The sequence below is a fragment of the Plantactinospora endophytica genome (assembly GCF_016862915.1).
GTDB classification, from domain to species: Bacteria; Actinomycetota; Actinomycetes; order Mycobacteriales; family Micromonosporaceae; genus Plantactinospora; species Plantactinospora endophytica.
Genome location: NZ_BONW01000030.1, coordinates 77,926 through 91,218, shown reverse-complemented (window position 1 = coordinate 91,218; position 13,293 = coordinate 77,926). Strand labels below are relative to the sequence as shown.

The window sequence follows — 13,293 nt, the reverse complement described above, 5'->3', positions numbered from 1 at the left end:
GCCATAACTTGCCGTGGATCTTGGTGGGGCTGGCCGGCGAGGTGGCCGGCGGTCGGTGGCGGCGGTGCCGGGTCAGGTGGTCGGGGGAGCGGGGCGGGGGCGGCGGAAGCCGTACGTCTGGTACTCGCGGCGGAAGCCGAGCGAGGCGTAGAGGCGGTGCGCGGGCAGGTTGGCCGCGTCGTGGTTGACGGTCACCGTCGTCATGCCGGCCTCTCGCATCCGTCGCATCGCGTGCCGTAGCACCGCCCGGGCCAGCCCTCGGCGGTGGAAGTCCCGGTGGGTGCCGACCGGCTCGAAGTGGCCGGCCCGGTTCTGCTCGTCGAGCCAGTAGACGGCGAAGGCGGCGATCCGGCCGTCCGGCGCCTCGGCGACGATCTCCCGCTCCGGGGAGTAGCCGGGACGGGTCATCACCGCCGACCGGTACCCCTCGCCGGTCCAGTCGGTGTCGAACGCCGAGTTGCGGGCCTGCGCGAGCTCGGCGGCGTCGGCGAGCCGGGCGGCGCGCAGCACGAAACCGTCCGGCGGGACCGGCGCGGCGACCGGGTCGGCGAGGTCCCGGCTGGTGACGTCGTCCCAGGTGCGGAAGCGGGTGAAGCCGAGTTCGGTGAGCAGCCGGATCCGGGTGGTGTCGCGGTCGAAGACGTCGGTCAGCACGTACGGCTCGGCGGTCCGGTCGGCCGTCATCCGGCGGGCGGTGGTCTGGTACGCCGTCCGGAGCATCTCGACCTCGGCGGCGGTACCGCGCAGCGCGGGCGCGCAGAAGACGTCGAACGCGGCACCGAAGCGCAGGTTGACCGCGAGCCCGACGATCTCGTCGCCGGACTCCCAGAGTTGGACCAGTTCGCCCGCCGGCCGGTGCCCCCGGAGGTTCTCGTAGATCCGGTGCGGTACCTCTCCGACGTGGTCGTACCCGCACCGGCCCGCCTCGGCGATCCAGCCCGCGAAGGTCCGCGACAGGCGCGGCAGGTCGGCGTCGGTGTACGGCCGGAGCCGGGGCATCTCGCTGGTCACCGGGCCTGTATACGGCATGTGTCGACGCCGGCCCGAACGATTTTCGGCCGTGACGGGACCATCCCGGTGGGCGGAGCGCCGGTTTCAGGCGCCGAGCACCTGCTCGGTGTAGGAGTTGGCGAAGATCCGATCCGGGTCGAGCCGGTCCCGGACCGCGAGGAAGTCGGCGAACCGGGGGTACGCCGGCCGCAGCGAATCGGCGTCCCGGTAGTGCAGCTTCCCCCAGTGCGGCCGGCCGCCCAGCGCGGCGGCGACCCGTTCGAAGGCCCGGAAGTACGGCTCGGCCGGCATCCCGGCGTACTGGTGCACGGCGACGTACGCCGACTCGCGCCGGTAACCGTGCGAGAGCCAGATGTCGTCCGGGGCGGTGAACCGGACCTCGACCGGGAAGAGCACCCGGAACGGCAGTTCGTCGATCACCCGGCGCAGCCCGGCCAGCGCCTCCGGCAGGGCGGCTCTCGGCAGCGCGTACTCCATCTCCTCGAACCGGACCCGGCGCGGCGTGCAGAAGACCCGGTCGGAGCGGGCGGTGTAGCTGCGTGCGGTGAGCGCCCGGGCGGAGACGGCGGAGATGGCCGGCACCAGGCTCGGGGCGGCCCGGCCGAGCCGGCAGGCTCCGGCGAAGACGGAGTTGGCCAGAAAGTCGTCGTCCAGCCAGCTACGGAACCGGGGCAGCGGGCGGTCGTCGACCGGTACCCGATTATTGATCTTGATTTGGACCCGGTCGGTGTAGGGGAACCAGTAGAACTCGAAGTGGTCGTTGCCGCCGACCAGTTCGGGCAGCGCGGCGAGCGCCTCGGCGAGCGGTGCCGGGCGCTCGTCGGCCCGCAGCACGAAGGCGTCCACGCAGCTCAGGGTCACCTCGACGAGTACGCCGACGGCGCCGAGCCCGACCCGGGCCGCCGCGAACACCTCCGGATTCCGCTCGGCGGAGCACTCCAGCAACTCCCCGGTGCCGGTCACCAGGGTCAGCCCGGCGATGAAGGTGGAGAGGCAGCCGTAGTTGGCGCCGGTGCCGTGGGTACCGGTGGAGATCGCCCCGGCGATCGTCTGCGCGTCGATGTCGCCCAGGTTGGCCAGGGCCAGACCGTGCCCGGCGAGCACCTCGTTGAGCGCGTGCAGGGTGATCCCGGCAGGTACGGTGATCAGCCGACGCCCGGGATCGACCCGGATCGGTCCGGCCAGCGCGGTGAGATCGAGCCACTGGTCGTCGGCCCGGGCGATCGCGGTGAACGAGTGACCGCTGCCGATCGGCTTGATCCGCCGACCGGCGGACCGGGCGGCCCGGACCGTGGCGACGACCTCGTCCACGGTCGACGGTCGCAGCGCGTCGCCGACGGTGCGCTGGTTGCCGGCCCAGTTGGCCCAGGAGGAGGTGGCGCCGGGTGGTGCGGTACGTCCACTCATCTGACCTCCCCTGGCTCTGACCAGGCAGCCGAGCGACAAACATGAATTAGACTCGCGTCAAGGTCTACCAGGGCGAGTAAATCAGGATCGTCACGCCGAGTAAATACCGATATCCACTCGGCTCGTTAGTCCGGGTAGCGTTTCGAACTTCGCGACGCCTAGTAACCTTCACCCCGTCGAAAGGGAGTGGCGACGAGTGTCCACGTCAACCGCCACATCCGGTCCACTGCGCCGCGTACCGGTGCAGGGCCGTAGCGTCGCCCGGGTCCAGCGCATGCTCGACGCCTGCGCCGAGATAGTCGACGAGGTCGGCTACGAGGGGCTGACCACGACCCTGCTCGCCGAGCGGGCGGGAGTGGCCATCGGGTCGGTGTACCAGTTCTTCCCGGACAAGCGAGCGATCGTGCAGGCACTGACCCTGCGCAACATGGAGGCGTACCTGGAGCGGCTGGGCGACCGGTTCTCCCGGGGCGACCTGACCCACTGGTGGGACGGGGTCGACGCCGCCATCGACGAGTACATCACGATGCACCGGAGGGTGCCCGGCTTCCGTACCCTGCACTTCGGCGACGTCGTCGACGTGCACCTGCTCGACGAGGACCGGGACAACAACGGTGTCATCGCCGAACAGTTGGCCCGGGTGCTGGTCGAGCAGTTCGGCACCGCCGACGCGCCCCGACTGCGGTTCGCGCTGGAGATCGCGGTCGAGGCGGCCGACGCGTTGATCAAGCTGGCCTTCCGGCGCGATCCGGAGGGCGACGAGAAGGTACTGACCGAGGCGACCGCGCTGATCCGGGAGTACCTGCACCGACACGTCGACGCCGCGCCCTCCGCCGGCTGACCGACCTTCCGTCGACCGACCGAATCCGTCGGCCGAGCAGGTTCGTCGACCAGATTTCTTTTGTGTGGGCCCGCTTCCCGTCAGAGGAAGGCCCGGCCCTCGCCGCGATAGGTCGGAACGGTGTCCACGACCCGGTCCGACTCGACCAGATGCAGTTCCGCCACGTGTTCCGCCAGCTCGCCGGCCTTGGCGTGCCGGAACCACACCCGGTCGCCCACCCGGAGCGACTCGGCGGCGACACCGGAGACCGGGGTCTGCACCTCGCCGGCCCCCTCGGTGCCGCTCAGCCGCAGGCCCGACGGCAGCCACGGGGTGGGCAGCCGGGACCGGTGGGCCGGCCCGGAGGCCACCCAGCCGCCACCGAGCAGGGTCGCCACCCGGGCGGTGGGGCGGCGTACCACCGGCAGCGCGAAGAACGCCGCCGGGCGGGGCCGCCAACTGCGGTACGCGTCGAACAGCGTCGGCCCGTACAGGCCGGACCCGGCGGTGATCTCGGTTACCGCCGGGTCCGCCGAGGTCAGTGCGATGCTGCCGGTACCGCCGCCGTTGACGAACTCCAGGTCGGCGTGCTCGCGTACCGCCGCGACCGCCGCCGCGCGGCGGTGCAGGAGTTCGCGGTACGACCGGCGTTGCAGCAGCCGGATGGTGGCGCCCCGGACGGCCTGCCGGGGCGGGGCGTCGCCGAGCCCGGCGATCTGTGCCTCGTACGCCATCAGCCCGACCAGCCGGAACCCCGGCCGCTGCGCGACGGCGGCGGCCAGCGTGCCGGCGTCGCTTGCCGAGTGCACCGGTGAGCGGCGGGTGCCGATGTGCAGCCGGCCGCCGAAGGCGTCGGACATCGGTCGCCAGGAGGCGTCCAGGTCGAGGCAGGTCCGGATCTCCTCCCGGCTGCCCGCAGCGGCGACCGCGTCGACCAGGTCCAGTTGGTCGGTGTTGTCCACCATCAGACAGATCGCGGCGGCCAGTTCCGGATCGGCGGCGACTTGGGCCAGCGCCGTCCGGTCGGTGGTCGGGTAGCCGACCAGTACGTCGTCGGTGACCCCGGCCCGGACCAGCCAGATCGCCTCGGCCAGGGTGTACGCCATCACGCCGGCCCAGCCGGGCTCGGCCAGGCCCCGGCCGAGCAGGGTCCGGCAGCGCAGCGACTTGCTGGCGATCCGGACTGGCTTGCCGGCGGCCTGCCCGGCCAGGGCGGTGGCGTTGGCGTCGAACGCGTCGAGGTCGACCACGGCGAAGGGTGGTTCGAGGCGCGCGGTCGCCTGGTCGAGGCGTCTGCGCAGGATCTCGCGTTCGGTGGCCACCCGAGCACGCTAACCCCCCGGGGAAGAATGCGAAACCGTCTCGCATCTCCCGGCATGGCGTCCGGGACGCCCCCTAGGCTCCGGTTCCGGGGAATGTCGGGGTCGGGGCGGATCCGTACCGCGATTAGAGTGTGCTCGGGGGAGCCCAGCCATGGGCCGGGGCGCGGAGGGGTACGGCCATCGACGAGAACGACAGGAGCGCGGAGCGCACCACGCAGCCGCCCAACACGGGCACGCCCTCGTCCGGCACCGGCCCGGTCGACCGGACCGGCTACCAGGCACTCCGCTCGGTACTGCGGATCCGCCCGTTCCGTCGGCTCTGGCTGGTGCTCGGCGCCGCCTCGTTCGGCGACTGGCTCGGCCTGCTGGCCACCTCGATCTTCGCCTCCAGCCAGGTCACCGGGGACACCGCCAAGGGTCTCGCGTTCGGCGCCGTGATCGCGGTACGACTGCTCCCGGCCCTGCTGCTCGGCCCGGTCGCCGGAGTGCTCGCCGACCGGTTCGACCGCCGCTACACGATGGTCATCTGCGACCTGCTCCGGTTCGTACTCTTCGCCTCGATCCCGCTCGCCGCCCTGCTGGACGTCGGCGGCGGCCTGGTGGTCGGCTGGGCGGCGATCGCCACCTTCCTGATCGAGGCGATCACGCTGATCTGGATCCCGGCCAAGGAGGCCGCGGTCCCGAACCTGATCCCCCGGTCCCGGCTGGAGATGGCCAACCAGCTCACGCTGATCACCACGTACGGGCTCACCCCCGTGCTGGCCGCGGTGAGCATCGCCGTACTCGACCGGAGCATCCGGGCGGCCTCCGGCGGCCCGCCGCCCGGCTGGGCCGACCCGACCCAGTTGGCGCTCTACTTCAACTCGTTGAGCCGGCTCGCCACCGCGTTGGTGGTGTTCTTCGGCATCCGGGAGATCAGCGGTCGCCGGGGCCGCCGGGAGAGCGTCGAGCAGGCCGAGCAGAGCGTGCTGCGGCAGTTCGTCGACGGCTGGAAGTTCATCGGCAAGACCCCGCTGGTCCGTGGCCTGGTGCTGGGCATCTTCGGTGCCTTCGCGGGCGGCGGCGTGGTGATCGGTACGGCCAACTTCTTCACCAAGTCGCTGGCCGCCGGTGACGCCGCGTTCTACCTGCTCTTCGGCTCGATCTTCCTCGGGCTCTCGCTCGGCATCGGCCTCGGGCCGATGATCGTCCGGGAGATGTCCCGGCGCCGCTGGTTCGGCGTGAGCATCGTGCTGGCCAGCGCCTCGGTGCTGATGCTGGCCGGCTCCATCCATCTCTCCATGGCGATCCTCGGCGCGGTACTCGTCGGCGCGGGCGCCGGAATGGCCTTCCTGGCCGGTACGACCCTGCTCGGCGGGGAGATCGCCGACGAGGTACGCGGCCGGGTCTTCGCCGTCGTGCAGACCGGGACGCGACTGGTGCTGATCCTGGCCATCTCGGTGAGCAGCCTGCTGGTCGGCGTCGGTGGCTCCCGGCAACTGCGCATCGCCGACCTGGGCATCTCGGTCTCCTCGACCCGACTGCTGCTGCTGGTCGCCGGGGCGGCCGGCATCCTCACCGGCATCAAGGCGTTCCGCCAGATGGACGACAAGCCCGGCGTACCGGTGCTGCCCGACCTCTGGGGCTCGATCCGGGGCCGGCCGCTCTTCCCGGCCGAGCCGTTCGCCTCGACCGGTGCCTTCGTGGTCTTCGAGGGCGGTGAGGGAGCGGGCAAGTCGACCCAGGTGAGCCGGCTGGCCGAGGCGCTGCGTCGGCAGCGGCACGAGGTGGTGGTGACCCGGGAGCCGGGCGCGACCGGGGTCGGGGAGCAGATCCGCGGCCTGGTGCTCGGCCGGACGACCGGCCCGGACGCCCTCGCACCCCGGGCGGAGGCACTGCTCTACGCGGCCGACCGGGCACACCACGTCGCCACCGTGGTCCGTCCCGCACTGGCCCGGGGTGCCGTGGTGATCAGCGACCGGTACGTCGACTCCTCCCTCGCCTACCAGGGCGCCGGCCGGACCCTGCCGGTCGACGAGGTCTCCTGGCTCTCCTCCTGGGCCACCGGCGGCCTCAAGCCCGACCTGGTCGTACTCCTCGACATCGAGCCCCGGACCGGCCTGTCCCGGGTGGCCGCCCGGGGCGGTGACCCCGACGTGGTGGAGACCGAGTCGATCGACTTCCACGACCGGGTCCGGTACGCCTTCCTCGACCTGGCCGCCGCCGACCCGAAGCGCTACCTGGTGCTCGACGCCTCGCGGCCGGCCGACGAACTCGCGGCGGCGGTGGCCGAACGGGTCACCGGGATGCTCGCCGATCCGGAGCTGGCCGGCCATCCGGCAGCGGCCGGCGCGCCGGACACGCCGACCCCGCCGAAGTTGTCCGAGGCCGAGCAGCGGGCCCAGGCGGAACGGGCGACCGCCGCCGAGGAGGCGGCGGAACTGGGTGCCGGCGTCGAGACACCGGGCGAGCCGGAACACCCGGCCGATGCCCGGACAACCGACGCCGCCCGGACAACCGACGCCGCCCGGACAACCGACGAGGCCCGGAGGACCGACGGCGTGCCGGGCGGGCGGGAGCGCGCCGGTGGTGCGGCGGGCGGCTTCGAACTCGAACGGCGCCCCTGATGCCCGAGGTCTTCGCCGACCTGGTGGGCCAGCCCGAGGCGGTCGACATTCTCCGCCGGGCGGCAGCCGCGGCGGAGACCATCCGGGCCGCCGCCGTCGAGGCGATGTCCGTCGGAGCCAGCCCCGAGGCCGGTACGCCGGACGGGGCCGGGGTCGGCAGCGCGATGACGCACGCCTGGATCTTCACCGGGCCACCCGGCTCGGGGCGGTCGGTCGCGGCCCGGGCGTTCGCGGCGGCGCTGCAATGTCACCGGGGCACCGGCTGCGGTGAGTGCGCCGGCTGCCACACGACACTGGCCGGCACCCATGCTGACGTACGGTTCGTGGTGCCGGAGGGACTTTCCATCGGGGTCGGCGAGATGCGGGCCCTGGTGCTGCGGGCGGCCAGCACGCCGAGCGGGGGACGTTGGCAGGTACTCGTCATCTCCGATGCCGACCGGCTCACCGAGGCGGCCGGGAACGCGCTGCTCAAGGCGGTGGAGGAGCCGCCACCGCGTACCGTCTTCCTGCTCTGCACGCCGTCGACGCACCCGGACGACATCTCGGTGACCATCCGGTCCCGGTGCCGGGTGGTGGCGCTGCGCCAGCCGCCGGCCGAGGCGGTGGCGGCCGTACTCCAGGATCGGGACGGCATCGCGCCGGACGTGGCGGCCTGGGCGGCAGCGGCGGCGCAGGGACACGTGGGCCGGGCCCGCCGGTTGGCCCACGACCCGGAGGCACGCAAGCGGCGGGACGCGGTACTCGCCCTGCCGCGCAAGCTGACCGGCGTCGGGGCCTGCTTCGACGCCGCATCCGCGCTGATCGAGGCGGCCGAGGCCGAGGCGGCGGCGGCCGTGGTCGAGTCGGACGCGGCCGAGCGGGCCGCGCTGGAGACGGCGCTCGGTGCCGGCGGTACCGGGCGGGGCGCGGCGGGCGCGATCCGGGGCGCCGCCGGGCAGATCAAGGACCTCGAACGCCGGCAGAAGTCCCGGGCCACCCGGGCCCAGCGGGACGCGCTGGACCGGGCCCTGGTCGACCTGGCCGGCTTCTACCGGGACGTGCTGACCGTCTCGCTGCGCGCCCCCGTCGAGCCGGTGCACACCGACGTCGCCCCGATCGCCAGTACCGCCGCCGGGAAGTGGACCGCCGAGAGCACCCTGCGCCGGCTGGAGGCGGTGCTGGGCTGCCGTACGGCGATCGAGACCAACGTCAAGCCACGGATCGCCGTCGAGGCGATGATGCTCGCCCTCTGGCGCGGCTGACCGACGCCGTCCCGCCCGACCGCCGACCCCGTACCGCTGCCGCTGACTCCCTACTGCCGATTCTGCATTCTGGACTGCGCGGGAGTTCTGTGCTGATCAGGGAGATCTTGGGGCGAAGGGTTCCCTTCGGGCGGGCCGGCCGGTACGGTTCGGTGCCGTAACGCAGTCAAGCTTTCACATTCGGTGAACCGACGGGGCGGAAGCGGGAGGACCTGCCGGTGACGCGGGAGATCGACCAGTCGTGGGTCGAGGAGGCGATCGAGCGCTACCGGCGCATCGAAGCGCTGCAGGCCGAGTTCGACCAGGCGATCCAACGGGTCGAGGTCACCGTCCGGTCCCCGGACGGGCTGGTCGAGCTGATCGTCACTGCCGGCGGGGCGGTCAGCGACGTGCGGTTCCTGGGACCGCTCCAGCTCCGGAGCGGGCCGGAGGTGGCCCGCTCGGTGCGGGCCGCCATCGCAGCGGCCGACGACGCCGCCCGGTGGGCCCGGGAGAAGCTGCACACCGAGACGTTCGGCGAGTACCGCCGGCTGACGGAGGCATGAGTGGACCGCCTCCGGGACCTCGCCGGCCGGCTCGACAGCGTGGCAGGCACTCTCGCCGACCTCGCCCGCCGGCTGCCGTACGCCGGGCCGGACGGCAGCGCCTTCGCCGCCGACGGGTCGGGCCGGCTCGGCGAGGTCGGCGCGATGCTGCACCGGCAGTGGTCGACCGCGCTCGACAACCGGGCCCGGGAGTTGACGGCGACGGCCGAGCGGCTGACCGACACCGCAGCCGCGCTGCGAATCGCCGACCAGGCGTACGCGGACGTCGACGTCGAGGCGTACCGCCGGCAGCCGGAGGAGGTGTGATGGACGTCCTGGACCAGCTCGCGGAGCCCGCCGTCGAACTGTCCGGGCGGGTCGACGACGTGCTCGCCGCCACCGGGGCGCCGGCCGGGCACCGGATCTGGCCACTGCTCCGCCGGCTCCGGGTGCTTCCCGGCGACGCCGTGCAGGCGGTGCTCGGGCTGCGCACCGGGGCGCTGGACGCCGCCGGGGAGGTGACCGGGGACCTGCGCCGGGGGTACGCCGAGGCCGGGGCCGTGCTGGTCGACGGCGGCTCGTGGCAGGGGCCGGCCGCCGAGACGTACGCGGCACACCGCACCGGGATGGCGGACCACCTCGTCGAGCTGACCGGCCGGGTCGACGCCACGGCGGCGTACGCGGCGGCGGTCGCCGAGTGGATCGCCGGCACCCGCTACGCGCTCGCGCGTACCCTCGCCGACCTGCTCGGCTCGGCCGAGGCGGTGACCGTGGTGACCGCCCGGGTCGGCGAACACGGCCCGTCCGGTGTCGCCCCCGAGGGACTGCCGGTCGGGTCGGCCGCTGCCGAGATCGGCGCCCGGATCCTGGCCACGGTCGCGGAGGCGTACGACCGGGCAGAGGCGCTGCCCCAGCGGTGGGCTGCGGAACTGGACGAATCCACCTACCGCCCACCGGACACCCCGACCGTAAGCCCCGACGGCGGGCACGTCGTCCGCTGAGCGGCACTCTCGGTGAGTAGGTCAGCAGGTGGGCCGGTCGGGTCGGCCGGGGATACCGACCCGGCCGCCGACCGGTCGGGCTCGGGACGAGGTTCGGCGGATGGTCGGATCCGTCGTAGGGTGAGCGCATGGGCATGCTGTGCGCGGTCAGCTTCAACCGTTACGGCCGCCTCTACTACCTCGACCCCGGCGAGCTGAAGCCGGCGGTCGGTGACCGGGTGCTGGTCCCCACCGACGAGGGCACCGAGGTGGCGGAGTGCGTCTGGGCCGCACAGTGGGTGTCGGAGGACACCAGCGGCTTTCCCCGGCTGGCCGGCCTGGCCGGCGAGGAGGACCTGCGCCGCGACGAGATGCTGCGCAAGCGCAAGGCCGAGGCGAAGGTGGCCGCGAAGCGGCTGATCCGGGAGCACGGGCTGCCGATGAAGGTGGTCGCCGTCGACCACGTCATCGAGTCGGCGCCGGCCGGCGGATCGAGCGGTTCCCGGACGACCATCTACTTCACTGCGCCGCACCGGGTCGACTTCCGATCCCTGGTCCGGGACCTGGGCGCGACGCTGCACTGCCGGGTCGAGCTGCGCCAGCTCTCCGCCCGGGACTCGGCCCGGGTGCAGGGCGGCATCGGCTCCTGCGGGCGTGACCTGTGCTGCGCCACCTTCCTGACCGACTTCGAGCCGGTGACCATCAGGATGGCCAAGGACCAGGAGCTGCCGCTCAACCCGCTGCGCATCTCCGGCGCCTGCGGCCGGCTGATGTGCTGCCTCAAATACGAGCATCCGCTGTACCAGCAGTTCCAGGCGTCGGCCCCGGCGGTCGGGTCGCGGGTGTCCACTCCGGAGGGTACCGGTCGGGTGGTCGGGCACAGCGTGCCGCGCGACGCGGTGGTGGTCCGGATGGACGCCGACGGTTCGCGTTGCTCGTGCAGCCGCGCCTCGGTCTGCGGCCCCCGCAAGGCCCACGACGAACACTACGCCGGCTGACACCCTGCCCCGGCTGACCCGCCGCCATCTCATGATCCCGTAGCTTTCCGCTCGCCCTGGCCGGCCAAACGCTACGAGATAATGAACTGTCTGTCCTCCGGGGCGGTGCGTCGGCGGAGCGTGGGCATTCGGTGAGCCGGAAGGGCAGGGCTGATCGCTACGAGCGGGGTTATCGGCGGCGCCGGGGCACCTAGTAGAGGATCGCCAGCCTGCCCGGTGCCAGGTGCCGAGGAGGTAGGCGAACTTGAGCGGACGTGGGAAGGTCTGAGTGGCCTCGTGCTCCCGTGTGGCCAGTCCCGAGACCTGATCCTGAGGATTATCGATGAGCACAACTGAGCCGACCTGGCGGAAGTCCAGTCGTAGTAGCTCAAACGGCGGTGCCTGCGTCGAGGTGGCGGACAACCTTCCCGGTCTCGTACTGGTGCGGGACAGCAAGGACCCGGACGGGTTCGTCCTGACCTTCGGGCCGGAGCAGTGGCGGAGCTTCGTCGGCCTGGCGAAACGGCCCGCCTGACCGTCGTCGGTGTGCTGCACGCCGTTGCCGTCGCTGTCGCCGCCGTCGCGCCGGCCCGAGAACCGGCGGTACGCCGCCGGTAGCCAGCCGGGTCAGCGGAGCGTGAACGGAGGCTCGGCGAGCCGGAACGGCAGTGGCTGGGTCGGCGTCAACCAGGCGTCGTCCGGTGCGCCCTCCGGGTCGGCCCGCCAGTCGCGGCAGATCCGGTCGACCGCGACCGGATAGCCGGTGAGCGTACCGTCGGCGGCGATGTGCAGCCGGAGGAAGCACTTGGCGTCCTCGATGCCCTGGCCGGCGAAGAGTTCGTTGAGGTTGACCCCGAACGAGCCGGCCACCAGCAGGTAGAGCGCGGTGAGCTGGCTGGACACCAGGCCGGCGATCGGCCCGTACACCACGGCCGCCGCGACCACCGGCAGCGGCCACGGCCAGGCGTGGAAGAAGAACTGGAGCCAGATCCAGGTACCGGCGGCGGCCAGCCCGATGTGTGCGAACCCGTGACAGAGCCCGAGGATCCAGTTCCGGGCGTGCCGTTTGCCGCTGGCGCTGGGCGGCTTGGCGAAGAAGACCGCACCGAGCACCGTGACGAGCAGCATGATGGCCAGCGGGATGCTGAACAGCCGTTGTGCCGTCGCCTCGGAGCGCGGGGCGACCACCCCGGCCATGGCGAGCATCAGCAGCGTGTGCAGCCCGCCGAGCAGGGTGGTGAAACCGGGGTTGCGCAGCGGCAGCCGGCCGAAGATTCCCCAGCCGTACCGTCGGGACCGGGACGGCTCCGGGTAGCGGCCGGCGAGCGCGTACGGCTCGCTGGTGCTGGCCCGCCGGACCAGGGTGTCCTTCGGCGGCACCTCGATCCGCTTCGGCAGTTTGTGCGTCGGATAGAGGTAGGCGCCGCCGCCTCCGCAGGTGACCAGGTCCCGGTCCGGCCCCCGGTACCGGGCGTAGTGGTGCAGGTCGCCGGAGAGCAGCAGCCGGACCCGGGCGCCGGTGGGGGCGATCAGGGTACGGATGAAGAAGTCGAGGGTGTCGTACTCCTGGGGTTTGTCGACGGCCTTGACCCAGGACGGCTCCGGCACGGCGATGATCACCCGTGAGTCGGGGGTGAGCCGTTTCGCCGCCTCTTCGAAGTAGCGCAGTTGCGGGTCGTCGAGGTAGACCCCGGACTGCCCGTCCAGGCCGAACAGCCACCAGTCCGCCGGCAACTCCACGGCGAAGTACGACCGGCTCTGCGGGGTACGCCAGCCGCCGATGTTGCTCGCCCGGGACTGGGCGAATAGCCGGAGGAAGGCGGTGAGGCCGTCGTACCAGTCGTGGTTGCCGGGTACGGCGTAGAGCACCGGGCGCGGGCCGTCGACCGGTGCCTGCGGCAGGGCCGCCTGGTAGGGCCCCTTGCACCGGTTCTCGTACGCCTCGCCGCTGGCCGTCGGATAGACCTGGTCGCCGCCCATCAGCAGCATCTGGCCCCGGGGCAGCCGGTGCCCGTCGACCGTCAACTCCGGGCGGGAGAGCAGGTAGGCGACCGAGTAGGTGGCGTTGAACCCGTCGCCGAGGTCGGCCACGAAGTCCAGCCACAGGTCCCCGTCCGGGCCGACCTGCCGGGTCACCTCGCTGGGCAGCGAGTTCTGTAGCTCCCGCTTGTCCAGGTAGGCGCCGAAGAGCAGGGCGAGCAGCGTACGCAGCCCGGTGCTGATCAGCAGCAGCGGCGCCAGCCAGGGCACCGGACGCTGTGGGGTGAAGCCGAGTTCGCGCGGATCGAGGCTGCCCGGCCGAGGCGGCGACGCGGGCTGCGCCGGGATCGGCGGCGCCTGGTGATCGCTCATCGATGGCAGCCTAGTCGGACCGAGACTCGAACGACTGTCCGCCTGCCGACCGT

The 13,293-nt window shown here is 72.7% G+C and carries 11 protein-coding genes and 1 pseudogene; 8 read left to right on the top strand and 4 right to left on the bottom strand.

Annotation, left to right across the window (positions count from 1 at the left end; translation table 11 throughout):
• Nucleotides 1–72: 72 nt before the first annotated feature.
• Nucleotides 73–1,011, bottom strand: coding sequence for a GNAT family N-acetyltransferase (locus tag Pen02_RS28950; RefSeq protein ID WP_203869294.1), 939 nt, complete (start codon nt 1,009–1,011; stop codon nt 73–75).
• A gap of 84 nt (nt 1,012–1,095) precedes the next feature.
• Entirely contained in the window at nt 1,096–2,418 is a 1,323-nt protein-coding gene (locus tag Pen02_RS28945; protein ID WP_203869293.1) for a D-arabinono-1,4-lactone oxidase, read from the bottom strand.
• 196 nt (nt 2,419–2,614) lie between these two features.
• Here Pen02_RS28945 and Pen02_RS28940 point away from each other — a divergent pair, with 196 nt between their 5' ends.
• Nucleotides 2,615–3,259 carry a TetR/AcrR family transcriptional regulator gene (locus Pen02_RS28940; RefSeq protein ID WP_239141445.1) on the top strand — a complete coding sequence of 215 codons (645 nt, stop codon included), beginning with the start codon at nt 2,615–2,617 and terminating at the stop codon, nt 3,257–3,259.
• An 80-nt stretch (nt 3,260–3,339) separates the two neighbouring features.
• On the opposite strand, the gene Pen02_RS28935 is transcribed toward Pen02_RS28940, so the two are convergent.
• On the bottom strand, nt 3,340–4,560 hold the full coding sequence (locus Pen02_RS28935; protein WP_203869292.1) for an amino acid deaminase/aldolase: 1,221 nt from the start codon (nt 4,558–4,560) through the stop codon (nt 3,340–3,342).
• A 326-nt stretch (nt 4,561–4,886) separates the two neighbouring features.
• On the opposite strand from Pen02_RS28935, the pseudogene tmk reads away from it, so the two are divergent.
• The 7 genes and pseudogenes from tmk to Pen02_RS28900 all read left to right on the top strand — a co-directional run.
• Nucleotides 4,887–6,932, top strand: a pseudogene (gene tmk / locus Pen02_RS28930) (dTMP kinase); the annotation flags it as partial.
• 233 nt (nt 6,933–7,165) lie between these two features.
• On the top strand, nt 7,166–8,407 hold the full coding sequence (locus Pen02_RS28925; RefSeq protein WP_203869291.1) for a DNA polymerase III subunit delta': 1,242 nt from the start codon (nt 7,166–7,168) through the stop codon (nt 8,405–8,407).
• Nucleotides 8,408–8,625: 218 nt separating this feature from the next.
• Entirely contained in the window at nt 8,626–8,952 is a 327-nt protein-coding gene (locus tag Pen02_RS28920) for a YbaB/EbfC family DNA-binding protein (protein WP_203869290.1), read from the top strand.
• Nucleotides 8,953–9,258, top strand: a complete 306-nt coding sequence (locus Pen02_RS28915) for a hypothetical protein (protein ID WP_203869289.1) — start codon at nt 8,953–8,955, stop codon at nt 9,256–9,258.
• Entirely contained in the window at nt 9,258–9,932 is a 675-nt protein-coding gene (locus tag Pen02_RS28910; protein WP_203869288.1) for a hypothetical protein, read from the top strand. Before Pen02_RS28915 ends, Pen02_RS28910 begins: the two co-directional genes overlap by 1 nt.
• 128 nt (nt 9,933–10,060) lie before the next feature.
• A complete protein-coding gene (locus tag Pen02_RS28905; protein WP_203869287.1) occupies nt 10,061–10,909 on the top strand; it encodes a PSP1 domain-containing protein in 849 nt (282 codons plus the stop codon).
• A gap of 322 nt (nt 10,910–11,231) precedes the next feature.
• Entirely contained in the window at nt 11,232–11,423 is a 192-nt protein-coding gene (locus Pen02_RS28900; protein WP_203869286.1) for a DUF397 domain-containing protein, read from the top strand.
• Between the two features lie 92 nt (nt 11,424–11,515).
• Here the strand turns inward: Pen02_RS28900 and Pen02_RS28895 are convergent, their stop codons facing one another.
• Nucleotides 11,516–13,240 carry a metallophosphoesterase family protein gene (locus Pen02_RS28895; protein ID WP_203869285.1) on the bottom strand — a complete coding sequence of 575 codons (1,725 nt, stop codon included), beginning with the start codon at nt 13,238–13,240 and terminating at the stop codon, nt 11,516–11,518.
• Nucleotides 13,241–13,293: the final 53 nt, after the last annotated feature.